26 protein-coding genes and 1 riboswitch are annotated in these 26,490 nt (G+C 42.2%); of the genes, 18 read left to right on the top strand and 8 right to left on the bottom strand.

The window, feature by feature from the left end; genetic code table 11:
* Positions 1 to 606: 606 nt before the first annotated feature.
* Positions 607 to 741, top strand: a riboswitch (guanidine-I (ykkC/yxkD leader).
* 68 nt (positions 742 to 809) lie between these two features.
* The 11 genes from N0824_RS07800 to N0824_RS07850 all read left to right on the top strand — a co-directional run bounded on the left by N0824_RS07800 (position 810) and on the right by N0824_RS07850 (position 10,438).
* The gene (locus N0824_RS07800) at positions 810 to 1,988 is read left to right on the top strand and encodes an agmatinase family protein (protein ID WP_043995923.1); all 1,179 of its coding nucleotides are present in this window, start codon (positions 810 to 812) and stop codon (positions 1,986 to 1,988) included.
* Between the two features lie 6 nt (positions 1,989 to 1,994).
* On the top strand, positions 1,995 to 2,351 hold the full coding sequence (hypA, locus tag N0824_RS07805; protein WP_002798306.1) for a hydrogenase maturation nickel metallochaperone HypA: 357 nt from the start codon (positions 1,995 to 1,997) through the stop codon (positions 2,349 to 2,351).
* A 59-nt stretch (positions 2,352 to 2,410) separates the two neighbouring features.
* On the top strand, positions 2,411 to 3,100 hold the full coding sequence (hypB, locus tag N0824_RS07810) for a hydrogenase nickel incorporation protein HypB (RefSeq protein ID WP_002784791.1): 690 nt from the start codon (positions 2,411 to 2,413) through the stop codon (positions 3,098 to 3,100).
* Between the two features lie 165 nt (positions 3,101 to 3,265).
* On the top strand, positions 3,266 to 4,306 hold the full coding sequence (locus N0824_RS07815; RefSeq protein WP_108936352.1) for an ABC transporter substrate-binding protein: 1,041 nt from the start codon (positions 3,266 to 3,268) through the stop codon (positions 4,304 to 4,306).
* An 86-nt stretch (positions 4,307 to 4,392) separates the two neighbouring features.
* Positions 4,393 to 5,208 carry an ABC transporter permease gene (locus N0824_RS07820; protein ID WP_108936353.1) on the top strand — a complete coding sequence of 272 codons (816 nt, stop codon included), beginning with the start codon at positions 4,393 to 4,395 and terminating at the stop codon, positions 5,206 to 5,208.
* Between the two features lie 70 nt (positions 5,209 to 5,278).
* Complete coding sequence (locus N0824_RS07825; RefSeq protein ID WP_108936354.1) at positions 5,279 to 6,037, top strand: ABC transporter ATP-binding protein; 759 nt, start codon at positions 5,279 to 5,281, stop codon at positions 6,035 to 6,037.
* 301 nt (positions 6,038 to 6,338) lie between these two features.
* Entirely contained in the window at positions 6,339 to 7,301 is a 963-nt protein-coding gene (locus N0824_RS07830) for an orange carotenoid-binding protein (RefSeq protein WP_002777584.1), read from the top strand.
* 166 nt (positions 7,302 to 7,467) lie between these two features.
* A complete protein-coding gene (locus tag N0824_RS07835) occupies positions 7,468 to 7,857 on the top strand; it encodes a hypothetical protein (RefSeq protein WP_002760938.1) in 390 nt (129 codons plus the stop codon).
* Between the two features lie 167 nt (positions 7,858 to 8,024).
* Positions 8,025 to 8,540: an alpha/beta hydrolase gene (locus N0824_RS07840; protein ID WP_108936355.1), complete on the top strand. Its 516-nt coding sequence runs from the start codon at positions 8,025 to 8,027 to the stop codon at positions 8,538 to 8,540.
* Positions 8,541 to 8,613: 73 nt separating this feature from the next.
* Entirely contained in the window at positions 8,614 to 9,528 is a 915-nt protein-coding gene (locus N0824_RS07845) for a DNA adenine methylase (RefSeq protein ID WP_108936356.1), read from the top strand.
* A 226-nt stretch (positions 9,529 to 9,754) separates the two neighbouring features.
* Positions 9,755 to 10,438 (top strand): anticodon-binding protein, encoded by a 684-nt coding sequence (locus N0824_RS07850; protein ID WP_108936357.1) that lies wholly within the window; start codon positions 9,755 to 9,757, stop codon positions 10,436 to 10,438.
* A 328-nt stretch (positions 10,439 to 10,766) separates the two neighbouring features.
* Here the strand turns inward: N0824_RS07850 and N0824_RS07855 are convergent, their stop codons facing one another.
* Complete coding sequence (locus N0824_RS07855; protein WP_108936358.1) at positions 10,767 to 11,597, bottom strand: hypothetical protein; 831 nt, start codon at positions 11,595 to 11,597, stop codon at positions 10,767 to 10,769.
* 364 nt (positions 11,598 to 11,961) lie between these two features.
* Here N0824_RS07855 and N0824_RS07860 point away from each other — a divergent pair, with 364 nt between their 5' ends.
* Positions 11,962 to 12,456, top strand: coding sequence for a hypothetical protein (locus N0824_RS07860; protein WP_108936359.1), 495 nt, complete (start codon positions 11,962 to 11,964; stop codon positions 12,454 to 12,456).
* A gap of 188 nt (positions 12,457 to 12,644) precedes the next feature.
* Here N0824_RS07860 and N0824_RS07865 read toward each other — a convergent pair whose 3' ends face one another.
* A complete protein-coding gene (locus N0824_RS07865) occupies positions 12,645 to 13,076 on the bottom strand; it encodes a type II toxin-antitoxin system HigA family antitoxin (RefSeq protein WP_108936360.1) in 432 nt (143 codons plus the stop codon).
* Positions 13,077 to 13,194: 118 nt separating this feature from the next.
* On the opposite strand from N0824_RS07865, the gene N0824_RS07870 reads away from it, so the two are divergent.
* Positions 13,195 to 14,190, top strand: coding sequence for a glycosyltransferase (locus N0824_RS07870; protein ID WP_108936361.1), 996 nt, complete (start codon positions 13,195 to 13,197; stop codon positions 14,188 to 14,190).
* Between the two features lie 280 nt (positions 14,191 to 14,470).
* Entirely contained in the window at positions 14,471 to 15,376 is a 906-nt protein-coding gene (locus N0824_RS07875) for an Npun_R2821/Npun_R2822 family protein (protein WP_108936362.1), read from the top strand.
* 42 nt (positions 15,377 to 15,418) lie between these two features.
* Here N0824_RS07875 and N0824_RS07880 read toward each other — a convergent pair whose 3' ends face one another.
* Positions 15,419 to 15,709: a DUF3288 family protein gene (locus N0824_RS07880; RefSeq protein WP_002738029.1), complete on the bottom strand. Its 291-nt coding sequence runs from the start codon at positions 15,707 to 15,709 to the stop codon at positions 15,419 to 15,421.
* 2 nt (positions 15,710 to 15,711) lie between these two features.
* Complete coding sequence (locus tag N0824_RS07885) at positions 15,712 to 16,389, bottom strand: hypothetical protein (protein WP_108936363.1); 678 nt, start codon at positions 16,387 to 16,389, stop codon at positions 15,712 to 15,714.
* Positions 16,390 to 16,688: 299 nt separating this feature from the next.
* Here N0824_RS07885 and N0824_RS07890 point away from each other — a divergent pair, with 299 nt between their 5' ends.
* From N0824_RS07890 to N0824_RS07900, 3 genes are all read left to right on the top strand, one after another.
* Positions 16,689 to 16,901 carry a hypothetical protein gene (locus N0824_RS07890; RefSeq protein WP_108936364.1) on the top strand — a complete coding sequence of 71 codons (213 nt, stop codon included), beginning with the start codon at positions 16,689 to 16,691 and terminating at the stop codon, positions 16,899 to 16,901.
* A gap of 138 nt (positions 16,902 to 17,039) precedes the next feature.
* Complete coding sequence (gene trpC, locus N0824_RS07895; protein ID WP_108936365.1) at positions 17,040 to 17,930, top strand: indole-3-glycerol phosphate synthase TrpC; 891 nt, start codon at positions 17,040 to 17,042, stop codon at positions 17,928 to 17,930.
* A gap of 266 nt (positions 17,931 to 18,196) precedes the next feature.
* Entirely contained in the window at positions 18,197 to 19,351 is a 1,155-nt protein-coding gene (locus N0824_RS07900) for an alanine--glyoxylate aminotransferase family protein (RefSeq protein WP_108936366.1), read from the top strand.
* A 342-nt stretch (positions 19,352 to 19,693) separates the two neighbouring features.
* Here N0824_RS07900 and N0824_RS07905 read toward each other — a convergent pair whose 3' ends face one another.
* The 4 genes from N0824_RS07905 to N0824_RS07920 form a co-directional block, all read right to left on the bottom strand.
* On the bottom strand, positions 19,694 to 20,602 hold the full coding sequence (locus N0824_RS07905; protein ID WP_108936367.1) for a M23 family metallopeptidase: 909 nt from the start codon (positions 20,600 to 20,602) through the stop codon (positions 19,694 to 19,696).
* A 19-nt stretch (positions 20,603 to 20,621) separates the two neighbouring features.
* On the bottom strand, positions 20,622 to 21,920 hold the full coding sequence (locus tag N0824_RS07910) for a homoserine dehydrogenase (protein ID WP_108936436.1): 1,299 nt from the start codon (positions 21,918 to 21,920) through the stop codon (positions 20,622 to 20,624).
* 141 nt (positions 21,921 to 22,061) lie between these two features.
* A complete protein-coding gene (locus tag N0824_RS07915) occupies positions 22,062 to 23,417 on the bottom strand; it encodes a (Fe-S)-binding protein (RefSeq protein WP_108936368.1) in 1,356 nt (451 codons plus the stop codon).
* A 9-nt stretch (positions 23,418 to 23,426) separates the two neighbouring features.
* Positions 23,427 to 24,713 carry an FAD-binding oxidoreductase gene (locus tag N0824_RS07920; RefSeq protein WP_108936369.1) on the bottom strand — a complete coding sequence of 429 codons (1,287 nt, stop codon included), beginning with the start codon at positions 24,711 to 24,713 and terminating at the stop codon, positions 23,427 to 23,429.
* 409 nt (positions 24,714 to 25,122) lie between these two features.
* Here N0824_RS07920 and N0824_RS07925 point away from each other — a divergent pair, with 409 nt between their 5' ends.
* Positions 25,123 to 26,310, top strand: coding sequence for an aspartate aminotransferase (locus tag N0824_RS07925; RefSeq protein WP_108936370.1), 1,188 nt, complete (start codon positions 25,123 to 25,125; stop codon positions 26,308 to 26,310).
* The last annotated feature ends 180 nt before the right edge of the window (positions 26,311 to 26,490 follow it).

Genomic DNA, 26,490 nt, shown 5'->3' on the forward strand with positions numbered 1-26,490 from the left:
GATTAATTCAATCATAGTCTATCATTCAATCATTCCAATCATAGTCGATGATAGGTGGTGGGTTAGGACGGATTGTTAGCTTGAAGTTAAAACAGAAATTTTTGCCGTCTAACTAGGTTTTACTAAATCTGGATTTTGTTAAATTTTCTCTTGACAAAAGCCCCTTGACATGATACTATATTCGTAATGTAAAATCCCTGCGCCTACAAGCCCTATTTTCCCAAGCATTTAAACTCTAACTCATCTTAATTCTGCTTGCCGGAGTTATGGTGATAAGAAAGGATTATCTAAGAAAGGGCGTAGGCTGCATCTTGTATTTGTGACTTTCTCTCACATATATGTGAGCAGCAGAAGTTATTAGGGGCGAAGGCAATTCGCCCCTACAATAGTATTATTGCGCCCCTATAGGGGCGCAATGTGGTCAGTGAGTTGATCGAACTGCTTGCACCCAAAATTTGACTTGTTTACTTGTCCTGTTTAAATGGGTAAAACCCCACACCCTAACCCCACCAACAAACTTATTCAGCAAACCATATCTAAGCAGGAAAAATCCCTTTTTGTGTAGTCTGTGATACTGTTTTTTGGATTGAGATCGTCTAATGTCAAGAAAATTGCTTCTAGGGTTCCGATTTAAACTTCTTTAAATGTCAGGTCCGAGAGGAGCAAGCTAGTCTTAAATGATCGGATCGAAAATTTTTTCCGTCTAAGCTGGCTACACGGCGGGATAAAAGCCCGGGAGACTTTAAGGATAACTGTTTTGAGGCAGTGTCTTTGAAGACTCCTGGGTTATTGTATTTTGAGGTAAAATGATGTCCGAGGAATCTACTTTTCAACCCCCGCATTTAACCGAAGCTGAACAGGCCCTAGAAAAAGAACGCCATTTGCCCCTAACCGGTTGGCAACAGGAAGTTTCTCAGGGGTTAACCTACGGTTTAGAGGCGGCCGATAGTATTCGCGATCGCAGTATTCCCACCTTTTCCAGGGGTGAGTTACCCCACTATGCGGGAATTAACACCTTTATGAAGGCCCCCTATTTGGAAGATGTGCGGAATGTGGGCAATTATGACGTGGCCATCGTGGGTGTTCCCCATGATTCGGGGACAACTTACCGACCCGGAACTCGTTTTGGTCCCCAGGGAATTCGGCGGATTTCGGCCCTTTATACGCCCTACAATTTTGAATTAGGGGTAGATTTGCGGGAACAAATTACGCTCTGTGATTTGGGGGATATTTTCACCATTCCTGCTAATAATGAAAAGTCCTTTGATCAAATCTCTAAGGGGGTTGCCCATGTCTTTAGTTCCGGCGCATTGCCGATTATTTTAGGGGGTGATCATTCTATTGGTTTTCCGACGGTGCGGGGTATTTGTCGGCATTTAGGGGATAAAAAAGTCGGTATTATTCACTTTGATCGCCATGTGGATACCCAGGAAACGGATTTAGATGAACGGATGCACACTTGCCCCTGGTTTCATGCCACCAATATGAAAAATGCTCCTGCTAAAAATCTCGTCCAATTAGGGATTGGTGGTTGGCAAGTTCCCCGTCAAGGTGTTAAAGTTTGCCGCGAGCGGGCCACTAATATTTTGACCGTCACCGACATTGTAGAACGAGGCATTGATGCCGCCGCCGAATTTGCCTTAGAACGAGCTTTAGATGGGACGGATTGCGTTTGGATTAGTTTCGATATTGATTGCATTGATGCTGGTTTTGTCCCCGGTACAGGTTGGCCGGAACCTGGCGGTTTATTACCCCGTGAAGCCTTAGCTTTATTAGGTAAAATTATCCAAAAAGCTCCCATTTGTGGCATGGAAGTGGTGGAAGTTTCCCCTCCCTACGATATTAGTGATATGACCTCTTTGATGGCTACTCGTGTTATTTGTGATGCCATGGCTCATCTGGTTATTTCAGGTCAATTACCGCGTAAAGAAAAGCCCTATTATATTCATCCTGAAGCCAATCTGGCCGTTGACGAACCTTGGCAGTAATTTCCTATGCACGAAACTGATATGACCAAGGCGTTAATTATGACAGTTCGAGATTGGTATGATAGCCAACCTGAAAAGCTCAAAATTGAAAAAATTCATCTCATGGTTGGTGAATTTACCTGTGTTGAACCGGTCAGTTTACAATTTGCCTTTGAAGTTCAAACTGCCAATACTTTTCTTGCTGGTGTGGAATTAGCGATTAAAAATATTCCCCTAATTGCTTATTGTCATTGCTGCCAAAAGGATTATCAACCCCAAATTGGCCAGCAATATTCCTGCCCAACTTGTCGATCGCCGATGGAGGATATTCGTTCAGGTCGAGAGTTAAAAATTGACCATATTGAATATTCTTTAGTTTCTTAAAAAAAAGTTGGGTGATCGCTTATAAAAGTTCGATGATCAATTATTCATTCTCAATTAAAATGCACCAAACTTTTGACGCAGCCCTAGAAATTAATCTACTTCATGCCAATCAAGCAGGAGCCGATCACAACCGGGAACATTTTGACGAGTGGGGCATTACCTGTTTAAACCTGATGAGTAGTCCTGGTGCGGGTAAAACTGTGTTATTGGAAAAAACCCTTGCAGCCTTAAAAGATCAATTAAAAATGGCTGTTATTGAAGGCGATATGACTACAGAACTAGATGCAGAGCGCCTGAGACAATATGGAGTTCCCGTGATTGCCATTAATACGGGTCGCTCCTGTCACTTAGATTCCAAAATGGTAGCCGGGGGAATTCATCGTTTCAAAGAAGATTATAACCCCAAAGAGTTTGATTTATTGTTGGTGGAAAATGTGGGAAATTTAGTTTGTCCCGCCGAATTTGAGGTAGGGGAACACGCCAAAGTTGCTCTATTAAGTATTACTGAAGGAGAAGATAAACCCCTCAAATATCCAATTATGTTTCAAGAAGCGGATTGTCTGATTGTTACTAAATTAGATCTGGCTCCTTATTTAGAGATTGATTTAAAACGTTTAGAAGCAAATGTTCGCTCCATGAATCCCGATGTAAAGATTATTGCTCTTTCTGCTCAAACAGGAGAAGGTTTAGAAGAGTGGTTAAATTGGCTAAAAAGCCAAGTCAATAGGACTAGGTTCTTGAATTGTTAATCAGTAACAGTTTTTGAGATTTATTTCTGTTTTAATTAGGTAGGTGTTAAAAATTCTCAGATTCCCCCCTTATCAAGGGGGACAGGGGGGATCAAAGGCAAAATCTATCTTCAATTGGATTATAACTACTTACTTACTATCTGTCATCTCTAAAGGCTATTACCTATGAAACGGCGCAATTTTTTCTCCTTACCTCTCGTTTTTTTTAGTAGCTTACTCCTGACCATTAGTTGTAATCAAGCTCCTCAGCAAACCCCCAATGCAAGTAGTTCTCTGAGTAATACTGCCCCCATTGTCATCGGTTATAGTAATTGGGCCGGTTGGTGGCCCTGGGCGATCGCTGAAGAAGAGGGATTATTTGCTAAAAATGGGGCTAATGTTCAAATGAAATGGTTTGATGGTTATCTTGAATCCTTACAAGCTTTGGCCGCCGGACAATTAGATGGAAATAGTCAAACTCTCAACGATACAATCGCTTTTGCGGGAGATGCAGTGAATGGTCAAGTTGCTGTTTTAGTTAATGATAACTCGTCAGGAAATGATAAAATTATTGTCACAGAAGAGATTAAAACGATTCAAGATTTAAAAGGCAAAAAAGTTGCTGCTGAAGAAGGCGTTGTCGGTGATTTTCTCCTCAGTTTAGCTCTAGAAAAAGAAGGAATGAGCCGTAAAGATGTGCAAATTGTCCCCATGGAAACAGGGGCTGCTGCTGCCGCTTTTGCATCGGGAAAAGTAGATGCAGTTGGTGCTTTTCCACCTTTTTGGTCAACAGCCCTTAAAAGAAAAGGTTCTAAAGAATTAATTAGTTCTAAAGCTTTTCCAGGTGCTATTCCTGATTTGTTAGTTGTCAGTGCCAAATTAATCAAAGAAAAACCAGAACAGGTTCAGGCTCTTGTCAAAACATGGTTTGAGGTTCGAGAGTTTATGGCTAAAAATCCCCAAAAAGCCGATGAGATTATGGCCAAGCGTGCGGGCATTAGTCCAGAAGAATTAGCCCTATATAAAGAGGGAACGAAGTTTTTCACCCTAGAAGAAAACCTAGAAGCCTTTAGTCCGGGGAAAACCATGAAAAATATGCCCTTTGCCGCTCAAAAAATGGCTGATTTTATGATGGAAGTTGGCTTTATTAAAAAAGTCCCCGATCTAACAACCATTCTAGATGCCCAATTTGTCAAGTCGTTGGCAAATCAAGACAAAAAATCCTAATTAGTCCCTCGATCATTGACTTCAAGAATTGTTTGATAACTGGGTGATATTGGCTATCAAAATTATTCTTTTCTTTGGCAAATCCCATGACCACAACACCTAAAACGCTTCCTCAAAGCACTTTTTGGCGGATTACCGAGGATATTCCCGAATCCCTCAAATGGACTTTAATGGTTTCCTCTATTATTGTCCCGCTTATTTTCTGGTTACTAATCTCTAGTTTTGCGGGCATTGAATCCGTATTTTTGCCTTCTCCTTTAGCCGTTATTCAGGCCTTAGGAAAATTGGCAGAACAGGGCTTTTTAATTCAAGATACTATTACCAGTTTTTTACGAGTAGTTGGGGGCTTTTTTTTGGGAGGATTGTTTGCTATTCCCCTGGGGATTTTAATGGGAACTTTTCCGAGTATTCGTAGTTTAATGGAACCGATCATTGGCGTTGTACGTTATATGCCCGCTCCTGCTTTTATTCCCCTATTGGTTATTTATTTGGGTATTGGAGAAACGTCAAAAATTATGCTGATTTTTATCGGGACAATTTTCTTTAATACCCTGATGATTATGGATGCAGTTAAGTTCATTCCCCGTGAATTGATCGAAGTAACTTATACTCTTGGAGGAACTCGAAAACAGGTTTTATTTAAAGTGATTACTCCCTATATTATTCCTAATGTTATCGATACTTTTCGTGTTAATATGGCGGCCGCCTGGAATTTGGTAGTAGTGGCGGAATTGGTGGCGGCCGATAATGGCTTAGGCAAACGGATTTTATTGTCCCAGAAATTTCTGAGAACCGATGAAATTTTTGCCTGTTTAATTGTACTAGGAATTATTGGCTTTGCTCTAGATTTAAGTTTTCGTTTGTTTTTGCAGTGGACTTGTAAATGGTCAATTACTCGTTAACTTAAAAACTCAATAACAGAGTTTATTCTGTCACCAGTAAAGTTATTTTAATGATAAGAGAAGAACCTTAATGCACTTAGAAATTACTCAACTCAATAAAATTTTCATCACTAAACGAGGTGCTGTGGTCGCTCTGAAAGATATTAATTTACACGTTGAAAGTGCTGAATTTGTCTGTGCGGTCGGGGCCTCTGGTTCGGGAAAATCAACTTTGTTGCGAATGATTGCGGGTTTAGAGCTGCCCACTTCCGGCAAAATTACCGTTGATGGTGTTGAAGTGACAGGGCCAGGAGCCGATCGCGGCATGGTTTTTCAAAATTATACACTCTATCCCTGGATGACGATCCAAAAAAATGTTGAATTTGGCTTAAAACTACAGGGATTATCGACAAAAGAATGCTGGGAAGTGGCCTGTTATTATCTGGATATTGTCGGTTTAACTCAATTCGCTAATGCTTACCCTAGAGAACTATCGGGTGGGATGAAACAACGGGTAGCGATCGCCCGTTCTCTTGCTTGTCATCCCAAAGTTTTATTAATGGACGAACCCTTTGCAGCTTTAGATGTACAAACCAAAGAAAGAATGCACGAATATTTAATTGAAATTTGGCAAAAAATCAGGTGTAGTATTTTAATGATTACCCATGATGTGGATGAAGCGGTTTTTTTAGCTCAACGTATTTATGTTTTGAGTGCTAGGCCCGGGACTATACAACGAGAATTAACAATTAATTTACCCCTAGATCGTAATTATAAAATTAAACGACAAGCTCAGTTTTATGACTATACGGATGAAATTTACGGCCTGCTACGGGGTGAGAAATCCTAGAAAAAACTAGGGATGATCAAGAGTAGTCCCGGGTTGAAAACGAGTTAGAGCAGCAAAAATCATCCTTTAGAGATACTTTTCATTATCTAGCATCGCCAAACAGCGATCGCTCGCTGCTGCCGCAAACCCTAAATAAGTGATGGAACAGTTGTTCAACCATTAAGATTTTGTGATAATCCTGGGTAAGTGTGATCTAAAGTACAGCTTTTTTTGGGAAAGTTTCTCTAGTGGTGCTGCCTTGGGGCGCAAATATGATAGAATGATGGTAAATTGATACAAAACTTTACTTCAAGGTGAATCTATGCCGTTTACGATCGAATCAGCGCGGAGCATTTTCCCCAACACGCTATCAGCGGATGTGGTTCCTGCCACGATTGCGCGTTTCAATCAGCTGAATACCGAAGATCAACTAGCCTTGATTTGGTTTGCCTACCTAGAAATGGGCAAAACCATCACCGTTGCCGCCCCCGGCGCTGCTAGTATGGTCTTTGCCGAAAAAACCATGAATGAAATTCGGCAGATGTCACCCCTGCAACAGTCGCAGGTGATGTGCGACTTAGCCAACCATGCTGACACCCCGATTTGTCGTACCTACGGCACTTGGTCTGCTAATATCAAACTGGGATTCTGGTATCAATTAGGACAATGGATGGAAGATGGCAGTGTTGCGCCAATTCCCAAGGGTTATGAACTATCTGCTAATGCTAGTGCCGTTTTAGACGGGATTAAAAAATTAGAGTCGGGACAACAAATCACCGTTCTGCGGAATTGTGTGGTCGATATGGGCTACGATCCGAAGAAACTGGGCGATTATAACCGTATTTCCGAACCCGTGGTTCCTCCCCAAAATATTGCCGAACGGACCAAAGTTAGCATTGAAGGCGTTACCAATGCCACCGTCCTCAACTATATGGACAACCTCAACGCTAATGACTTTGATGTATTAATTGAATTATTCACCCCTGACGGCGCTCTGCAACCACCTTTCCAACGTCCCGTCGTCGGTAAAGAGGCAGTATATCGCTTTTTCCGCGAAGAATGCCAAAATTTGAAATTAATCCCCGAACGCGGTGTGGTGGAACCCGCCGATGACGGTTTTACTCAGATTAAAGTGACGGGAAAAGTACAAACCCCCTGGTTTGGTGCGGGTGTGGGTATGAATATGGCATGGCGCTTCCTCCTAACTCCTGATAATAAAATTTTCTTCGTAGCGATCGATTTATTAGCTTCTCCGAAAGAATTATTAAACTTTGCCCGTGGCTAAATAGCTACTGAGAGAAATCATTAAAAATTCTGATGAAACTTATTAGAGTTCCTTGTCAAGTGAACTCTTTTTTTTATACAATTAAAAGGCTGACTTAAAAAAATTGGTAAATACACCGGTTTCTTCTCCGATCTAGGTAAGAATAACTAAACAATCATTCTTACAGATGTGGGCGAAAAGAGTCGAGGTAGTTCAAAAACCCAAAATTATCATCCCTAAAACTAAAATCATGCCTATGAGTGAAATAATTTGGTCAGATACCGAACAAGAAATTGCTCAAACTGCTTTCCAAAAAGCTTATCAGCGAGAAACTAGGACTTTAATAGAACATATTAAAGAACAGTCTGGTCAGATCACGGTTTTAGATGATATCTGGCAAATGCACGATTATCTAAGCGCCCGACGACATCAGATTGATGGTAAATATGACTATCGCTATACTTCCCTAATTTTTGTCTTTGCTCAACTATTAAAGGAAGGATGGTTAAAGCTAGAGGATCTCAACGGTTTGGAAAAAGATAAACTAGCGAAAATCGCTGCCCTCTCGCGAATGTAAATTAATGATTAGCATTAAGCTATCAGCTTTCTGCCCCTAGTTGGGTGACTAAAAAATTCATCTCTAGATAATCAACACCGTCTTAAGTTTTTCCTAAGCGGCAACCAATTCCGCTAGAATGAGTCAATCATCCCGAGTGCTTTTCGCTTGTTTTGTACCTTTGGTTTATGTTCAAAAATCTTTTACTTCCCCTAGGAATATCCATCTTTCTCGGTGTTTGTCAGTCTTTGTCAGCCGCCGAATCAGCTATCATCAAATACCACATCTTCCAAGGGTCCGTATCGGTATCAGAATTAAAGCAATTGAGCGAAACAGGCGAATTAGCTACCGCTTTAGCGTCACAATTAAAGATGGCTAACCAAAAACCCGAAGAATTCCGCAAAATCCTTAATCGTCGGGTAGCAGTGGATGCCGTCTTTCTTTCCAAATTTCTTAATAGTTTTTTTGGCGAAAGTTTGCTAGATTATGCCGCCGAAATTGTCCACACCCCCAATCGAGCCGCTAGTCGGCAAGCTTTACGGGGTGCTTTAGTCACTTCTGCCCTCAACGATAACGAGATTCAAGTCATCGAAGTCCTCGACAATTATCCCACCAGCGAGGTTCATGTGGATGGCAATCGTCTGCTGGATTTAATCAACCAAATTGAATCAGTATTGAAAAAAATGCCCCGTTTACCTTTCTGATACCAAATCCGCCTTTCAGGTTTTCATGAATTGCGCTGTAAATTGAATAGATTAGGATAATCTAGTAATAATAATGACCACTTCTTTGTCTGAAAGGAAAACAGTTAGCGCCAAACCTTTTTTAAAGTGGGCGGGAGGCAAAACTCAACTGGTTCCTAATATTCTATCTTTGATTAATTCCCAGATTTCTCAAGATTGTCAGTTTAACTACATTGAACCTTTTGTCGGAGGTGGGGCAGTTTTATTCTCAGTCTTAAATAATTTTTCTTCTGTCCAAAAAGTCATTATTAATGACATCAATCCTGATTTAATCATGGCTTATAATGTTATTAAAGATAATGTCAAAGAATTAATAGTCAAGCTTAAAAAAATTCAGCAGGATTTTTATGAACTTAAAAATCTAGAGGAACAACAAAAGTTTTTTTTGGATAAAAGAATAGAATTTAATTCTCGCAGCTGCGATGACTGTCTAGAAAAAACAGTTTTGTTATTATTTCTCAATAAAACTTGTTTTAATGGACTTTATAGAGTCAATAGCAAAGGACTTTTTAATGTCCCCTTTGGAAAATATGTCAAACCATTGATCTGCAATGAAGAAAACTTATTAGCCGTCAATCATCATTTACAGAAAGTGACGATCCTACAAGGAGATTTTGTCCAAACCCTAAACTATGCCAATAACAAGACTTTATTTTATTTTGATCCTCCCTATAAACCGATTAAAAAAACATCAGCTTTTACCTCTTATACTAAAGAAGATTTTAACGATGAGGAGCAAATAAGATTAAAACAATTTATCGATCGAGTGGATCAGGCCGGTTATAAATTTATTTTAAGTAATTCCGACGTTAAAAACTTTGACTCTGACAATAATTTTTTTGATGATTTATATAAAGATTATAATATTCAAAGGGTAAAAGCTCGACGAAATATTAATTCCCAGGGCAATAATAGGGGAGAAATCCAGGAATTACTGATCAATAATTGACAAAAATTAAGCCTAACAGAAAAGACGACATGAATCGCCCATGCAAAAGTGAAGTGCAACCCCCCAGATTGACAGAGGTAAGCCCCTAGAGATAGTCTAAAGTTTCTGACAAGAGAAAGACTATCCGAGCGCCTATATCCATCTTAAGCCAAAAATTTGCTTTGACCATAGTATCCATCTCACCAATGGCAATTAATTTGGCACAACTACGTTTACCCTTCTGAGTATGAATTTTATCTGCAATCACCCCTCGATCGAGCATTGTTTAAAACAACAATTAATTAATATTTTTCCAGAAAACAACCATAAATTAACTTTCTATCGTTGCCCCAAAACTGATATTATCCTCTATCGTTCACCTCTGTTTTATTATTTTACATCCGCTCAATGTCAAACCATATTTAACCATTTAATCGCCCTTTTTCCACAAATTCAGCTTAGGGAAGGATGGCTAGAATTATTATTAGATCAGCAATTTTTGTCCTTTTGGTTACTGAAACTAAACGATTTAATCGATAAATTTTTCTGCGATCAGCTTCCTCTCCATCCCGAAGGAGAATTTTTCTTTTTATTTCAATATACCCACGCTCGCTATTCTGGTTTGTTACAACTGCTCAATCGGGAAAAAATTAGTTTAACCGAGCCAGAACTATTATCCTGGCATCATCCCGCCGAAATAGCCTTAATCCTGCAAATTTTAACCGTTTGCGATTGTTGGGAAGGCCAGAAACTCTATCCCCTAACCGCGAATTTTTGCGAAGCGATGCTCAATTTTGAGCGTAACTGTCGCATTATCGGAGAATCGGCCCCAATTCAGCGATCGAGATTAATCCTGATTAGCGTCAGTCAAAAACTACTTAACCGTCTTCTCCGTCAAAAATGGCAACTGCTGCCGATGACGGAACTTTAACGAAGACAGGAGACAGGAGACAGGAGACAGGAGGCGGGAGACGGGGGACAGGAGACAGCTATCAGGGATCAGATTTGAGTTTTTAGTTCACTGTTTACTGATCACAGCAAAAAGCGTTCGACAAAAGCTCACGCCGAAGTCTGACGGAGTAACTGCTGACGGCTTGGATGTGTAATTAATTTTGCTTAGGTACTTATAAAAATATTAACTTTTGTGAATTTAGTAGACAAAATCATCAGCTTATGATAGATTTTAGTTAGTGTGAGGAGCGAACCAGAATAGAGAGCCGAGACGAAACATGGACAGTCGCCGGCTCTCTTTCTGTTGTTCAGGGATTATCTTTTTCTTGGCGATATTTAATAAAAGTGGGCAAATCAACCCGAAAAGAGGAATATTTCGGGGAAGGAGAGATAATAGGCGCGGGCCAATCCCTGTCTTTCTTATTTAAGGATTCTACCGGCTCAATTGTCTCTAATTCCGCTACAAACTCATCGATGGGAGCCACTTCATCGCTTTCTTGATTCTCTGTCTGAGACCAAGGCTCGATCGCGGCTGCCTTGGCGACAATGGCTAAATCTGGGGGAGAATTGCGATCGCTACCGCGCTGGAAATACTGGGCCAAGGCCGCTTTATACTGGAGGGTGTAGCGTTGCTGACGTTGGAGACGGGTGCGTAATTCCTGCAATTGCTGGTCATAGTTGCACAGTTTTTGGCTTTTTTCCTGATAACTTTCCTGAATTAAGGCACATTCTCGCTCTAAACGGGCTAATTGTTGGCGCGTGCGGGTCAATTCTGCGGTCAAATTGGCAATAATCATCGGTTGCCGTTGTTCTGCTTGACGATACTGTTCGATTTCCCCTAAAGCTCGCTGTAATTGTTGCTTTTCGTATTGCAGTTCCTCGTTTTGCTGCTGGATTAGGGTATCGCAACTTTGCAAGCGACGATGTTGCTCGGCTAACCGCGATCGCAGTTCCGCGAGAGCTTGCTCCCGTCGCCAGATCTCCGCTTGTAATTCTTGATTTTGTTGACGTAAATGAGAGGATAGAGCTGCCCAATCTGTCTCATCTGTGGATTGACTCTCATGCTCGACAATTTCAGCAGTAATGACAGTATCCCCATGGGTGAGATGATCGAGGTACAGGTCGGAATTATCGTTCATAAAAGCCAAAGGATGAGGAAACCTAGAAGTTTAAAGACGTTAAAAGCCTTCTATCGTTCCCCAAAAAAAATGGGAACCGCATTGTTAGAGACTGCCGCGCGGTTCCACTGCCGATCCTTGAGAGGAGAACACTATAAATAACTATAAGCTTATTAGGAATTGTTGTCAATACTTAATGAGAAATTTTTTCAATAAGTTGGAGGAGAGGGGAATCGACTAATTCCTAAGATAGCTGTAGTGCGGGTATCTGGCCCGGGGCCAGGGAAGAATTAGCCACAGCAAAATTGATACCAGCAGCGGTCGAGCGGGTTAGCGGCTCGATGTGCTTCAATAATCCTATAGTTTTTATTTTCCTTGTCCTACCATGCCACGTCCCCCGAAAAAAACCCCTAGCACCCCTGAACCCCCCGAAGAGCCAATTCAAGCCACTCCTCCCCTACAACCTCTACAAATTATTAAAAAGGGTTCTAGAGCGGCAGTACCCCCCAAACCCCCGGAAACCCCTCCAGAAATAATTGAGGAAAAACCAGCCGCAGAAATGGTAAAATCAGTTAGTAGCGAGATAAAATCTCCCCTCCGTCCCCGTTTCGATTCGGCTCCTCCATTCCGAAAACCGATTCCCAAAGCAGAAATTCCCGTCATCGAAAAAGCGACGGGAGCTAATGGCGAAGTATTTAATCTGACCGATTCTGTCCTGATTACTGAACCTTTTGGTACTCGTATTCCTGCTATTATCGATAGTTTTTATGCCGATGATCAAGGCGAAATCTGGGCGCGACTCAAACCAGTGGAAGTTAATCCCGATTGTCGCTGGGAACAGGCCTGTATTCGCTCTCAGGGTTTGGTAAAAGCTGAGTAAGACAGTTATCAGTTATCAGTTATCAGATTTGAGTTTTAAGTGTGCAGTATTAACAAGTAATTTAACCTGAGTTCGGGGTTCGGGGGGTTCGGGGAGCATCTCACCTTTGTAACCCCTAAATCAGGTTTTTATGTCAAGCTATTTTGAAAGCCTTGCTAGAAACCAGTTTTAGGGATAAGTATAATTACTCACTTGCATAAATGAGATGCTCCCGGGGTTCGAGTTCGGGAAATAAGAAATAAATCAGGAGATATATTTAAAAAAATGGCTAATTTTTGAATATAGATAGGAGTTAACTCTTGTAGGCCATCAAGAATATCATCCAGGGTTGACTTGCTTTCAAAAATAGATAGCAAATCTTGCTTTTGTAGGTTTCTTTCCTCTAATATAAATTTTAACAATTCAATTCCATAAATATCAGGTATTGGCTCTTGATTTTCCTCATACTCATAAATTAAAGACCCTAAAACATTTAGATATTCCCTTTCTTCTGCCGTTAATTGGGGTTTGTCTAAAAGGCGATTAATAACCTCCTGCATCATTTCTAAGTCTTCCTCATTGTGAATAGGACGAGGAGGGTATTGCTTTAATAATTCTAAGTATTTATCGGTGGCAAACATAATTTAATAATATCTATGCTCGATCGACTATTGCCTTTAGATACCTCACACCTTAATAATTAAGTATAGAATAGCCACGTCTCCAAACTACCGCTTAACCAAAACTTCTATTATCCTGATGAGAAACCTCTATTTTCTCTTGCCCGGTACTACTTCTCCCTTTGGTGGAGGTGGACTGTGGGCAGAAATGAAAACTGTCAATTTGGCTAGTCAAATTTGTAGCGCCCAGATTGTGACTTATCGTCAAAAAGAGTTAAATTATCCTTTTTTAGAGGACATACTCGCGAAAATAAGCTCGGATGACAGTATTTTTGTGGTTAGCTGGGGTTTTGATCTTCCTAAACTGGTGCAAAAATTGCGATCGCATAATATCATTTATCATGCCCATAGTACAGGTTACGGCTTCCGTTTACCCTCCCAAATACCAATTATCACCGTTAGCCGTAATACTATGGGTTATTGGGGAGAAAAAGCTCCTAATGCTTTGATTTACTATCTTCCTAATCAAATTGGCTCAGAATTTCTCAATTTAGGCTTAGAAAGGGATATCGATGTCTTAGTACAGGGGCGCAAATCCTCAAAGTATCTTCTCAGTCGTCTAGTTCCCGCCCTCCGTCCCCACTGTCGCGTTAAGGTTTTAGATAGCTATGTGGAGGATTTAGTGGGATTATTCAATCGTAGTCGGGTTTATCTCTACGATTCGGCTGAATATTGGGCTGTAAACGGTTTAACGGAGGGTTTTGGCTTACCGCCCCTGGAAGCTTTAGCCTGTGGTTGTACGGTATTTTCTAGCGTTAATAGCGCCCTAGCCGATTATCTCGATCCCGGTTTCAATTGTCAAAAAATCGGGGCTTATTCCACTCAATACGATCTGGAACGTATTCTTAATTATGCCCGTAATTTTCCCGTTAATTCTTTACCAGCTAATTTTCTTGATGATTATCATCCCGAAAAATTACTACCACGTTTTGAAACAATTTTCAGAGAAATTAATGATTTCTTTGATCTTAAAAAACGCTATCCGGCTGATATAGAAGGTTTAGAACCCCTGCGACTTAAAAAATTATGGATACAGAGTTCTCTGGCTAAACTTAAGAAAAAACTGTTTAAGTAGTGGTTATCTTTCCTTAATTATTCGCCAATTCAAAAATCAAACGCACCACTCCTTAAGAGTTGACAGAGAAAGATTGATCGGCTATTCAGTTATCAGTGAGCAGTGAGCAGTTATCAGTAAACAGGGATATCGGGAGAAAAAAGCGTTCGACAAAAGCTCACGCCGAAGTCTCGCCGAACGTCCGAAGTCTGATGGCTGACTCCCCAAAAGGAAAACTTTCTACTTCACCATTAAGATAACTGCTATATAATTATTTCTAACTCTTACCCCCAGGATATTTATGAAGCGAGGAATTTACATTACCGCTAACGATCGAGTTATCGATCAGGCGATCGCATTAATGAATAGTATTCGTTTGTACGATCCCGATTCTCCCGTCATCTTGATTCCCTACGACAATAATTATCAAAAAATTGCCGATTTATTGTCCGAAAAATATGGCGTTATTCTCTATCCCGATCTGCAATTAGTGGAAGAATTGGCACAAAAAATCTATGATATTTTTGGAGAAAAATTCTTTGCTCGTCCCAATCAATTTCGCAAGCAGGTGTGTTGGTTTGGAGAATTAGATCAATTTCTTTATATCGATACCGATATCGTAGTTTTTGAAAAAATAATAGATAATCTAAATTTCCTCGATACCTACGATTTTCTCTGCTGTGATTACCAACACAAAAAAGGGATTACTGATGTCTTTAATCCGATTGTTTTAGAACAAGGAATCTTCACAGAAAATGCTCTAACTGGTATGTTTAACGGTGGTTTTTGGGCTAGTAAAAAGAATCTGTTCTCAGAACAGGAATTATATAGTGCTTTTCAAGAATGTGCCGCTCATCCAGAATACTTTGATTTTTCTCAAAAAACCTCCGATCAACCGATTATTAATTATACCATTCTCAAACGAGTTCCCAATCGATTTAATATTGTCCGCGCTCCGGGTTGTCAAGCAGGAAATTGGGGGGGGAGTCCTCATTTTCAACGTCAGGGGAATATCTTAATCGATCCGAGATTAAATCAGCCCTTAAAATATTTACATTGGGCAGGAATTCGAATCGAACCGGGATGTCCCTACTGGGATATCTGGAAATATTATCGTTATCTAGATGATCCTAATCCCCCCGCAGATCCGCCAGCAAGCAAACCAAAAAATCCTTTGCAGAGATTATTAGATAAAATCAAATTATAGGTTTGATTTTTCCTCTCGCACCATTAAGATAACTGCTGCAATTTAACTCCAATCCTGTTGCTCCTCGCTTTGGCGAATTTGATACACTTGTCCATGACTGTGCAGTTGTCGAGTTTTTGCCCATAAACTAGCTTCATCTAACTGCCATTTTTCTAGGATTAAATCTAAATCTCTTTGGATTTCTCTTGCTCCCGGAAAGTTTTGATAACGTATGCGTAAACGAGCGCATTCAGCTAAGTTTAAATCATTGGGTTCTGATTGCAGCAGCTGATCAACAATCGGGCGATCAATTCTTTCCTGTGGATGTTGTTGTTCTTGGTTTTTACTAGCCATAATTAATCGAACCAACCGATATCGGAATCCGTTAACTCTGTGGGGGTAGGAGTTGGGGCAATATAACGGACTAAAGTTGCCATTTCAAAGTTATAAAGACTGGGTTTCTTCGGCGCAGGTTTGGTAATTGACGACGGTTCAGGCGTGGGGGTGGGACTATTTTCTAGGGTTTTAATTTGATTATATAGTTTTTCAATTAACTGTTTTTTCTCGGTTAATTCCGTCTGGGATTGACTTAATTGACTCGATAGTTTTTCAATTAACTGTTTTTTCTCAGTTAATTCCGTCTGGGATTGACTTAATTGACTCGATAGTTTTTCAATTAACTGTTTTTTCTCGGTTAATTCCGTCTGGGATTGACTTAATTGACTCGATAATTTTGCCACCAAAGTGGTTTTTTCCGAGAGGACAGATTCTAACTGCTCAGTCTGTTGTTGTAACTGCTGTAAACTGACAGAGAGTTCCCGATGTTCTTTAAGTTCTTTTTCCAGAGAAATAACTTTTTCTTGGAGAGTTTGCCCATTTTTCTCGGTTTTTTCTAACTCTGCCGTCAAGTCGTTAATTTTTGCCTGTAAGCTGGCGTTTGTTTCCTTAGAACGTTTGGGAGAAGCAGAGGATTGGGATTCTACCTCTTTATTAGCTTCTTTACGGATGAGATCGTTTAAATTACCTTTGGTCATAAGCTCTGCAAATAGGATATTACGATAGAGTCGGATACTGTCAAGAAATCTGTTGGTTTAGGCAATCGATCATTATTCGCCCGATATACAAGCTTGATTACGCTGGGGAATTGTTCCATAGGTTTTATTTTATAGCTTTAGGTCGATCGATCCCTGTCCATTTAAGCAATGAGAACAAATACCTAAATCTCAGTTTCACAGGTAAGATTCTAAATTTTTCTGTAGTTAATGATACGGAATCCTAAATTTGTGTCAGACTGAAGGCAGAAGTTGATCGCACCTGTGGCAAGGATAAATTTATGAATATTCAAGAAAAAGCACGTCTTAATTTAACCCAAGAACGACAAGCAGAAGGAATGCTCGAAGAAAATGTCTTAACTCGTACAGAGGAGCTTTTAGGGGAAGGGGAGGCAGAAACGGCGAAAGCACGGGTTTTGTTAACTGAAAATCGCCAAGAAGAAGAAAAACGTCAAGATCAAATTTTAGAACGTTCGATCGAAGCTATGCAATAGCCTTTCGGTGAAGACTGGGAATATCCACACAAGTATAGATAAATGTCTGTAGAGACGTGGTTTTCCCCGTCTCTATCTCAATCCCCGATAACTAATCACTGTTACACTAATCACTGTTAAGCTCTGGACAGTGAAAAAATGCAGATCCGAAGAAAACACCCCAATCCTGCCGTTAAAGTTGAGAGTTTGAGTTATGTGGTGAAAGTGCCAGAGGCACAACCGCAAAATATTTTAGAAGAAATCGTTTGGCATAAAGAGATCGAAGTCGATAAATTGCGCGAGCGGTTGCCTTTATTGGAATTACGCAAAAAAATAGCCAATACTGCGCCACCTTGCGACTTTTTAGCCGCCTTAAAACAGGGTAAAACCCAACCCGCTTTGATTGCCGAAGTGAAAAAAGCTTCCCCTAGCAAGGGAGTCATCCGCGAAGATTTTGATCCTGTAGCGATCGCCCGTACCTATGAACAGGGTGGGGCCACTTGTTTATCGGTCTTAACCGATAGTAAATTTTTTCAAGGTAGTTACGAAAATCTTAGCCTCGTCCGGCAAGCGGTATCTTTACCCCTACTATGCAAGGAATTTATCCTTTATCCCTATCAAATCTACTACGCGCGCTCTAAAGGAGCCGATGCTGTCCTTTTAATTGCCGCTATTTTAAGCGATCAAGACTTAGCATATTTTGTCAAAATTGTCAAGGGTTTAGGGATGACAGCTTTGGTAGAGGTGCATAGTCTGGCCGAATTCGATCGAGTGTTAGCCATTGAGGGAATCGAACTAATCGGCATCAATAACCGCAATTTAGAGACATTTACAGTCGATTTAGACAATACTCGCCAATTACTAGAAGCCAGGGGCGAAAAGGTGCGAGAAAAAGGTATTCTAATCGTCAGCGAATCGGGATTACACACAGCCACAGATCTGGCGAAAGTGAAGCAAGCGGGAGCAAATGCGGTTCTAATCGGCGAATCTTTGGTAAAACTGCCCGATCCTGCCGCAGGTATCCAGAAACTCTTTGAAAATCGGGAATAGGAGTTAGGAAGTGGGGAGAGGGAATTATGTATGAATTATAAATTATGAATTATGAAGTGGGGAATTGGGGAGATGGGGAAGCTGTCTCATCACCCTATCACCCCAAAACCCTATCACCCTATCTCCTGAATACTGAACACTGACAAGGCTATCTGCCGGGATATAATCAGAGTTTGCCAAATCTTAAATCAACCCCTCAGAATTGATGCGATCGAGATTTGGTTTTTTATCTTTGTTAAATATGGCCCAACGAGAGAGGACGAACCATGGAAAATAAAAATATGTTGATGATTCCCGGCCCCACACCAGTGCCGGAAGCGGTATTATTGGCTATGGCTAAAGCACCCATCGGTCATCGGACGGGCGCTTTTAGCAAGGTAATCGCCGAATTAACCGAAAATCTCAAATGGTTGCATCAAACCAGTGGCGATGTCTTAATGCTAACCGCTTCGGGAACCGGTGTCATGGAAGCGGGAATTATTAATTTTCTCAGCCCCGGCGATCGAGTTTTGGTGGGGGATAATGGTAAATTTGGGGAACGTTGGGCGAAAGTGGCGAAAGCATACGGCTTAAATGTGGATATCATTAAGGCAGAATGGGGTAAACCCCTAGATCCGGAGGCATTCACTGCTAAACTGACCGAAGACAAGGAAAAAGCCATCAAAGCGGTAATTATCACCCATTCGGAAACTTCCACCGGGGTTCTCAATGACTTGGAAAGCATTAACAAAGCGGTAAAAGACCACGGGGAAGCTTTAATCATCGTCGATGCTGTCACCAGTTTAGGAGCCTATCATATTCCCATCGATGAATGGGGTTTAGATGTGGTCGGTTCTGGTTCCCAGAAAGGTTATATGATTCCCCCCGGTTTAGGTTTTGTTTCCGTGAGCCAAAAAGCTTGGAAAGCCTACGAAACCGCCAAACTGCCCCGTTTTTATCTAGATTTAGGCAAATACAAAAAAGCCACCGATGAGGATAGTTCCCCCTTTACCCCTCCAGTTAACCTGATGTACGGTTTACAAGCTTCTCTGCAAATGATGAGAAGAGAGGGATTAGCGGCAATTTTCGCCCGTCACCAACGCTTAACGAAGATGACGCGGGCCGGTATGCGCGCCCTGGATTTGCCCCTCTACGCGGCGGATTCCTGGGCTTCCACGGCGATTACTGCGGTGGCCCCCACTCTGGTGGATGCGGAAAAAATTCGTTCGACTCTCAATAAAAAGTTCGACATCGCTCTCGCTGGTGGTCAGGATCATCTCAAGGGTAAAATCTTCCGTATCGGTCATTTAGGTTTTGCCAGTGAGAGGGATATCCTCACGGTTATCGCTGCCATTGAAGCGACTTTAATCGAGTTAGGTGTCGAAGGTGTCACCCCCGGCGCCGGTGTGGCTGCCGCTGCCTCGGTGATGGTGCAGGGTTAATCTTGGGTTGGCTTTTCCCCTTCTCCCCAAAGAGGGGGATTTTTGGCTCTCTTCGGTTTGGTGGGTAAAATGTATTCTAAGATACAGTCTTGCGGGCAAGTGAGTGGAAAGAACCACAGAGACACAAAGGACACAAAGACTGATCGCTACTATATAAGTTAAACTTATCATACAAAGAATAAGAGAGCCAAAAACCTTGCATTATCATTATTCAGTACATAAACTGGTACAAAAAAAGAGGGCAACAAAGCCTGAAACGACCGGCTACTGACTCCTGACTCCTGACTCCTTACCCCACAGTTAACTTTACTTTTGTCCAACTACTTAATCCCACTTGACCGTTTACTTTTGACTTGATTGCGGGCCAATTTGGGGCAAATGCAAAGCTGGATCCTGCGCTGTCCAACCGACGGGAGTATCTAAGCGCACCTCAAAATGAAGATGGGGGGGAATAATATCCGGTTGTCCCGTGGTGCCAACCGCACCGATAACGTCTCCTGCTCGTACCCGTTGGTCAATTCTCACTGTAACCCTGCTTAAATGGGCATAACGGGTCTGCCGGCGACCTAAATGATTAATTACTACCAAATTACCATAGGCCCCTTCCTGACCCACATAAATCACTAGACCATCCTCGGCGGCTAGAACAGGAGTACCAATTGGAGCAAGAAGATCAACACCACTATGAAAAAGATTTTTCTGTTCCGTGGGGCTTTTTTGCCAACCGTAGATTAGGCCAGCACTACTGGCAAAGGGTAAGGGATAAGAACTTAATCCAGTATAATCCGATCGCTTGCCAGCGGCGGACCAATTGGTGCCTGGGATAAAAACTATTGTCGGCCGGCGACCACAACCGTTAAGCTCAAAGAGTATATCAGCACGAATACCATAGGCCGCTTCTAAATCGCGCCAAGTGGAACCCTTGGGTGCTTCGATGCGAATGCCGTTCATCGGGGGAATAAAGATTTCTTTCCCGACCGGGGCCAAACCATTTTTGAGAATAGTCGGATTGAGTTTAATTATCGTTGCCGGGATAAGAGCGTATTTTTCGGCGATGGAGGCGATCGTTTCTCCCGCTTGGATTTTATGGCGTTGTAACCTTGATAAAATCGGTGGGGGACAAACATTGTCAGACCCTTGGGCAAAAATTAATTTTTGATTTAAGCCCAAAAAACCTAGACAAAAAAACCAAATTGTGCTAGTCAAACTTAGCCAAATTTTCTCACTTCTGATTCTCCGACCCATGACCATAAAAAAAGCGATTTCTTGACTACAAAACTCGGAGAATACTAGGAATACTGTCAATAGCTTCTAAAGACTCTATTGTCGCTAAAGCGTTGCGGAAATTGCCCTCCCGCACATCGTGGGTGACAACGACAATTTCGGCTAAATCACCCCTAATACCAATTTGTACCACGGATTCTAGACTAACCCCATGGTCGCCGAAAGCCATACCTAAATGACCGATGACCCCAGGCACATCGCGACAGAGAAAACGAGCATAAAAACGGGTCGATAAATCCTCCATGGGGGCGATTTGACAATAATGCTGGTGAACACAGCTTAAAAGCGGGTCAAGTTCCTTGGTTTTGCCACTACTTTTTAAAATTCCGACGATATTCATCACATCCGATACTACTGCGCTGGCCGTCGGTCCGCCACCAGCACCCGGTCCATAAAACATCACTTGTCCCAAGGGTTCCCCCTCGACCAGAATAGCGTTATAGACTCCGTTCGCATTAGCGAGGGGATGGGTTTTCGGTACTAGGGTTGGATGAACCCGCAACTCTAGGGTATCGGAATCTTCCTTAACCGTGTCTTTTGCAATCGCTAATAATTTAATCACAAATCCCAGTCTATCAGCGTAGGCGATATCGACGGCGCTAACTTGCCGGATACCTTCACAGTAAACATCTTCCCGTTTTACCCGACCTCCAAAACCCAGAGAGGCTAAAATAGCGATTTTATCGGCTGCGTCGAATCCATCCACGTCCGCAGTGGGATCCGCTTCTGCATAGCCTAATTCCTGAGCTTTGGCCAGAACTTCACTAAAATCTGCCCCTTTTTGGCTCATTTCCGTGAGAATATAGTTAGTTGTGCCGTTGACAATTCCCATAATGCTGCTGATACGATTAGCGCCGAGGGATTGTTTCAAGGGTTTAATGACGGGAATGCCACCACCCACGGCCGCTTCTAGAAGGACATAAACCCCCTTTTCGTTAGCTTTGGCGTAGATTTCGTCGCCAAAACGGGCAATAACCGCCTTATTTGCCGTAACAACGTGCTTTCCCGATGCGATTGCCTGGAGAATTAAAGAGCGTGCTGGTTCCAAACCCCCCAATAATTCGACAATAATATCAATTTCGGGGTCAGTAACGATCGATTCTAGGTCAGTGGTCAACAGATGGGGAGAAAGCTCGATTTCTCTCGGTTTATCTAGGGATCTAACTCCCACTCGTCCAATGGTAATCTCTTTGAGTACGGGATGACGACCAAAAGGATCAAGGAGGATTTTCGCTGTTCCCGTCCCCACAACCCCGAAACCGAGTAAACCAATCTTAAAGGTCACGCTTTTATCTCCTGCTAGTCCGACGCAAAAAATACTAATGGCCAAGCCCTCGCCATTGTCGATTTTATCATTACAAGGTCTTTGTCTGTGGGGTTTTCTTTTGCTTCCCTGACACCACTAACACAACTCAAATGGTGGGAGTTAGCCAATTTTCAGCCCGCGAATCGCATAATCTAATAATTCGATAGGATGAATAACGGGTGTATCTTTTCCCTGTAATTGTAAATGTTTTTTAATTTGTAGGGAACAACCCGGATTAGGAGAAGCAATCACCGCAGCCCCAGTATTTAATAAATTGCGTACTTTCTGCTGACCTAATTCATCGGCAGTATCTGGCTGTAGCATATTATAAACTCCGGCACTACCACAACACAAGGCCGCATCGATAGGTTCTTTTAAGTTAATATTGGGGATTTTTTGCAATAATTGCCGTGGCTGCACGGAGATTTTTTGTCCGTGTAAAAGATGACAGGCATCTTGATAAACTAGGGTTAATTCTGTTTCGGTAATCGGCGATAAATCAGCAGTTAATCCCACTGCTGCCAAAAATTCTTGGGCATCGCGTACTTTAGCCACAAACTCCTTAGCCTTATCTTTATATTCAGGATCATCGGCTAAAATATGATGATATTCCTTGAGAGTATGACCACAACCCGCCGCATTGATAATAATATAATCAACCTCGGTTTCTGCGAAACTATCGATCATTTGTCTGGCTAAACTTTGTGCTTGTTTTTCCTGTCCTTGATGTGCGGGTAAAGCGGCACAACATCCCTGGGTTTTTGGGATAACCACTTCACAACCATTGGCAGTTAAAACCCGCACTGTTGCTTCATTTACCGGCGAGAAAAAGAGGCGCTGCACACAACCTAAAACTACTCCCACCCGATAGCGTTTTTCCGTTTGGGAGGGAATAACATCGGCATAGTTTTTAAACAGAGAATTTAGAGTAATTTGGGGTAGAATCGATTCCATGGCCGCTAGACGGGGAAAGAGCATTTTTAAGATACCCGATTTCCTGACTAGGGTTTGTAATCCCAGGGTTTGATATAACCAGAGGAAAGGTAAAAATAATTTGAGACGGACGGGATAGGGAAAGAGATTAAAAATGAGAAAACGAATAATTTTATCTTTAAAACTGCGGGGTTGATTGCGTTCCACTTGCGGACGAACTGCGGCGATTAATTGATCGTATTGTACTCCCGATGGACAGGTACTAACACAGGCTAAACAGCCTAAACAAGTATCAAAATGTTGGCTAGTGGTTTCGTCTAAAACCGCTTCCCCTTTATTGATGGCATTCATCAGATAAATTCTGCCCCGAGGGGAGTCCATTTCTTTGCCAATAACTCGATAACTGGGACAGGTAGAAAGACAAAAACCACAGTGAACACAACTATCGATTAATTCTTGGGCAGGGGGATTCTTGGGGTCAAATCCTTGATTTTTTTGGTCGATTAATTCTTGAAAGTTAACGGAATGCTCGGAGGTTTGCATAATTTTTAATTAGATTTTGTTAAGAAAGCGTTCAGGACTAAAAATACCTTGAGGATCGAATTTAGTTTTTAGGGTTTTCATCATGGTAATCGCGTTACCTGTATAACCCCAAGGTTCAATTTTTTCTTTTAGGGATGGAGGTGCGGTTAACACAGTTAAATAACCCTGATTGGCACTGCATAAAGAGCGAATTTTGTCAAGATTTTCCTCCGATTTTAAGATAACTTTACCCACGCCGCTACTAATATTAATCGAGGCTAGTCCGTTAATTTTGTCGATAACTAGAGCTAAACTGCTGGGTAATAATCCTATTTTGCCGAAAAAATTGCCCTCTTGGTCATAATTATCCATTGTTTTTCGGTATCTTTGCCATAGAGAAACTTCTGCCTCATCCCGATAATAATTGGTCTGACAATCTAACTGTTGTCCTAAATAACTCACCTGTTGCGATTGTTCGCTAATACTTTCGGGAATGCTTTGAAAACGCAGCAGTAAAGCGACTTTTTCCCCTAATCCTAGTGCTTGCGTCATCTCTGGGTTTAAACATTCAGCCACGGTGGGAGTTAGGGACGATTGCCGAATAACTTGACTCAATTTGCTAATATTTTCGCTATTTCCAGTGATTATCAGGGTTTCTGAGTTAGGGGTTTCGGGATAGAGTCGCAGGGTAATTTGATCGATAATCCCTAAAGTGCCGTAGGAACCCGTAAATAGCTTCATCATGTCGTATCCCGCCACATTTTTGACCACACGCCCTCCCGCTTTAGCAATCTCGCCATCGTGACGGATAAAGGAGAATCCTAGGATCAGATCCCGGACTCCACCGTATCTTTGCCGCCATGTTCCCGCGTCGGCCGTGGCCATAATACCGCCAATCGTGGCATTATGGGCATCACTGGGATCAATAGGAAGAAATTGACCGCTAGGAGCCAAAAAAGCTTGTAAATCTGCTAGTTTAAGCCCAGCTTCCACGGTTATAGTTAAATCTCCCCTAGCATAGTCAATAATCCGGTTGAGATTTTGGGTACTGACTAAAATATCGGGTGACTGGACTAATCCACCCCAATCTAATTTACTGCCTTGACCGTAGGCCAATAAAGACAGACGATTTTCGTTGGCAAAACGCACCAGAGAGACTAAAGCGGCCGTATTAGCGGGATAGACTATAATTTCAGGACTTTTGCCCCTAATTGCCCTCGATAATCTTTCTTGTTCCTCTTTTGGCACTTGTGGCCAGGCAATAACCGTCGTGTCGGCGGGTAAAATAGAAGTTATCTGGGCAGCAATCGCAGTCATATTTTACAAAAGAATTGATGAGTGAGGAGTCAGGACTTACCGGCCGATAATGGCGAAGAATGGGGTTAATGCTGGGGCTAATCAGTAATTTTGGGCCTCTATTAATCAGATTACCTTAGTTTGGCTCTCCATCTCCGATGTCGGGCAATTCCAGCCATACTGAAGCAGAAAGAAGTTAGCTAATAACTAACTGCTAAGTAGCTGGTTATAATTAAATTAAAAATGGATTTTGCCTTTAATCCCCCCTTGATCCCCCCTTGATAAGGGCGGTGCCGATCCCCCCTTAGTCCCCCCTTTAATCCCCCCTTAATAAGGGGGGCATCTGATAATTTTTAACGCCTACCTACTTAAATTAGCCATACACTCGTGCGATAATGTTAGATTACCTCGATCAGTAAGCCAAGAAGTAATGAGTGTAAATTGGACGAATAGCCGCGCCAAGCGATTAAGTGCCTTACCCCCCTACGTTTTCGCCCGCTTGGATGAATTAAAAGCCTTAGCCCGCAAAGAAGGACTAGATTTAATCGATTTAGGTATGGGCAACCCGGACGGTTCTGCCCCGCGTCCAGTTATCGAAGCGGCCATTCAAGCTTTTGAAACCCCCCAATTTCACGGTTATCCACCCTTTGAAGGAACCGCCAGCTTCCGAGAGGCGATCGCTAAGTGGTATGATCGCTCTTATGGTGTGGAACTCAATCCCGATAACGAAGCTTTACCCCTGCTAGGTTCCAAAGAGGGCCTATCTCACCTCGCCCTAGCTTATGTTAACCCCGGTGATGTGGTCTTAGTTCCCAGTCCCGCCTATCCCGCCCATTTTCGCGGTCCCTTGATTGCCGGGGCGACACTATACCCGATCATTTTAAAAGCGGAACAGGATTGGCTGATAGATATCGATTCTATCCCCGAAGATGTGGCTAAACGGGCGAAAATCCTCTATTTTAACTATCCTAGTAACCCCACCGCCGCCGTTGCCCCCCTGGAATTTTTTGAAAAAATCGTTGCTTGGGCCCGGCAATATGAGATTATGCTCGTCCATGATCTCTGTTATGCTGAATTAAGTTTTGATGGTTATCAGCCCACCAGTTTATTAGAAATTCCGGGGGCAAAAGAGATTAGTGTGGAATTTCATACCCTCTCGAAAACCTATAATATGGCCGGGTGGCGCGTCGGTTTTGTCGTGGGCAATTCCGATATTATTCAAGGGTTACGCACCCTGAAAACTAATCTCGATTATGGTATCTTTTCCGTCATCCAAAAGGCGGCCGAAACCGCCCTACAACTGCCGGATGAATACGTTAAACAAGTACAGGAAAGATACCGGCAGCGACGAGATTTTTTAATCAAAGGTTTGGGACAATTAGGTTGGGATATTCCCCCCTCTAAGGCGACAATGTATCTCTGGGTTCCCTGTAGCGTCGGCATGACTTCCACGGATTTTGCCCTCAGCGTCCTGCAAAAAACTGGCGTCGTCGTCACTCCGGGCAATGCTTTTGGAGAGGGAGGGGAAGGTTATGTGCGCGTCAGTTTAATCGCCGATATCCCGCGATTAGGGGAAGCTTTACAGCGCCTCGAAGATGCGGGAATTCGCTATCATTAGAGTCCCTGCAAAAATCAAAAATCTTCCGTTGGGTGAGGAGACAGGAGACAGGAGACAGGAGACGGTCGATAGGAGGAGAAAAAAGACAAGAGACAACTACCCTATCCATAAAGCCTAAGATTACGTCAAATTTATCTGAGGTTTTAGATATTTTGACCCAACAGTGCCTCGATAACTTAC

Source organism: Microcystis sp. 0824 (assembly GCF_003112475.1).
Lineage (GTDB): Bacteria > Cyanobacteriota > Cyanobacteriia > Cyanobacteriales > Microcystaceae > Microcystis > Microcystis aeruginosa_C.

Coding starts and splice junctions, on each gene's coding strand:
- N0824_RS07800 (WP_043995923.1), top strand. CDS start 810: ATGTCCGAGGAATCTACTTTTCAACCCCCGCATTTAACCGAAGCTGAA.
- hypA (WP_002798306.1), top strand. CDS start 1,995: ATGCACGAAACTGATATGACCAAGGCGTTAATTATGACAGTTCGAGAT.
- hypB (WP_002784791.1), top strand. CDS start 2,411: ATGCACCAAACTTTTGACGCAGCCCTAGAAATTAATCTACTTCATGCC.
- N0824_RS07815 (WP_108936352.1), top strand. CDS start 3,266: ATGAAACGGCGCAATTTTTTCTCCTTACCTCTCGTTTTTTTTAGTAGC.
- N0824_RS07820 (WP_108936353.1), top strand. CDS start 4,393: ATGACCACAACACCTAAAACGCTTCCTCAAAGCACTTTTTGGCGGATT.
- N0824_RS07825 (WP_108936354.1), top strand. CDS start 5,279: ATGCACTTAGAAATTACTCAACTCAATAAAATTTTCATCACTAAACGA.
- N0824_RS07830 (WP_002777584.1), top strand. CDS start 6,339: ATGCCGTTTACGATCGAATCAGCGCGGAGCATTTTCCCCAACACGCTA.
- N0824_RS07835 (WP_002760938.1), top strand. CDS start 7,468: ATGTGGGCGAAAAGAGTCGAGGTAGTTCAAAAACCCAAAATTATCATC.
- N0824_RS07840 (WP_108936355.1), top strand. CDS start 8,025: ATGTTCAAAAATCTTTTACTTCCCCTAGGAATATCCATCTTTCTCGGT.
- N0824_RS07845 (WP_108936356.1), top strand. CDS start 8,614: ATGACCACTTCTTTGTCTGAAAGGAAAACAGTTAGCGCCAAACCTTTT.
- N0824_RS07850 (WP_108936357.1), top strand. CDS start 9,755: ATGAATTTTATCTGCAATCACCCCTCGATCGAGCATTGTTTAAAACAA.
- N0824_RS07855 (WP_108936358.1), bottom strand. CDS start 11,597: ATGAACGATAATTCCGACCTGTACCTCGATCATCTCACCCATGGGGAT.
- N0824_RS07860 (WP_108936359.1), top strand. CDS start 11,962: ATGCCACGTCCCCCGAAAAAAACCCCTAGCACCCCTGAACCCCCCGAA.
- N0824_RS07865 (WP_108936360.1), bottom strand. CDS start 13,076: ATGTTTGCCACCGATAAATACTTAGAATTATTAAAGCAATACCCTCCT.
- N0824_RS07870 (WP_108936361.1), top strand. CDS start 13,195: ATGAGAAACCTCTATTTTCTCTTGCCCGGTACTACTTCTCCCTTTGGT.
- N0824_RS07875 (WP_108936362.1), top strand. CDS start 14,471: ATGAAGCGAGGAATTTACATTACCGCTAACGATCGAGTTATCGATCAG.
- N0824_RS07880 (WP_002738029.1), bottom strand. CDS start 15,709: ATGGCTAGTAAAAACCAAGAACAACAACATCCACAGGAAAGAATTGAT.
- N0824_RS07885 (WP_108936363.1), bottom strand. CDS start 16,389: ATGACCAAAGGTAATTTAAACGATCTCATCCGTAAAGAAGCTAATAAA.
- N0824_RS07890 (WP_108936364.1), top strand. CDS start 16,689: ATGAATATTCAAGAAAAAGCACGTCTTAATTTAACCCAAGAACGACAA.
- trpC (WP_108936365.1), top strand. CDS start 17,040: ATGCAGATCCGAAGAAAACACCCCAATCCTGCCGTTAAAGTTGAGAGT.
- N0824_RS07900 (WP_108936366.1), top strand. CDS start 18,197: ATGGAAAATAAAAATATGTTGATGATTCCCGGCCCCACACCAGTGCCG.
- N0824_RS07905 (WP_108936367.1), bottom strand. CDS start 20,602: ATGGTCATGGGTCGGAGAATCAGAAGTGAGAAAATTTGGCTAAGTTTG.
- N0824_RS07915 (WP_108936368.1), bottom strand. CDS start 23,417: ATGCAAACCTCCGAGCATTCCGTTAACTTTCAAGAATTAATCGACCAA.
- N0824_RS07920 (WP_108936369.1), bottom strand. CDS start 24,713: ATGACTGCGATTGCTGCCCAGATAACTTCTATTTTACCCGCCGACACG.
- N0824_RS07925 (WP_108936370.1), top strand. CDS start 25,123: ATGAGTGTAAATTGGACGAATAGCCGCGCCAAGCGATTAAGTGCCTTA.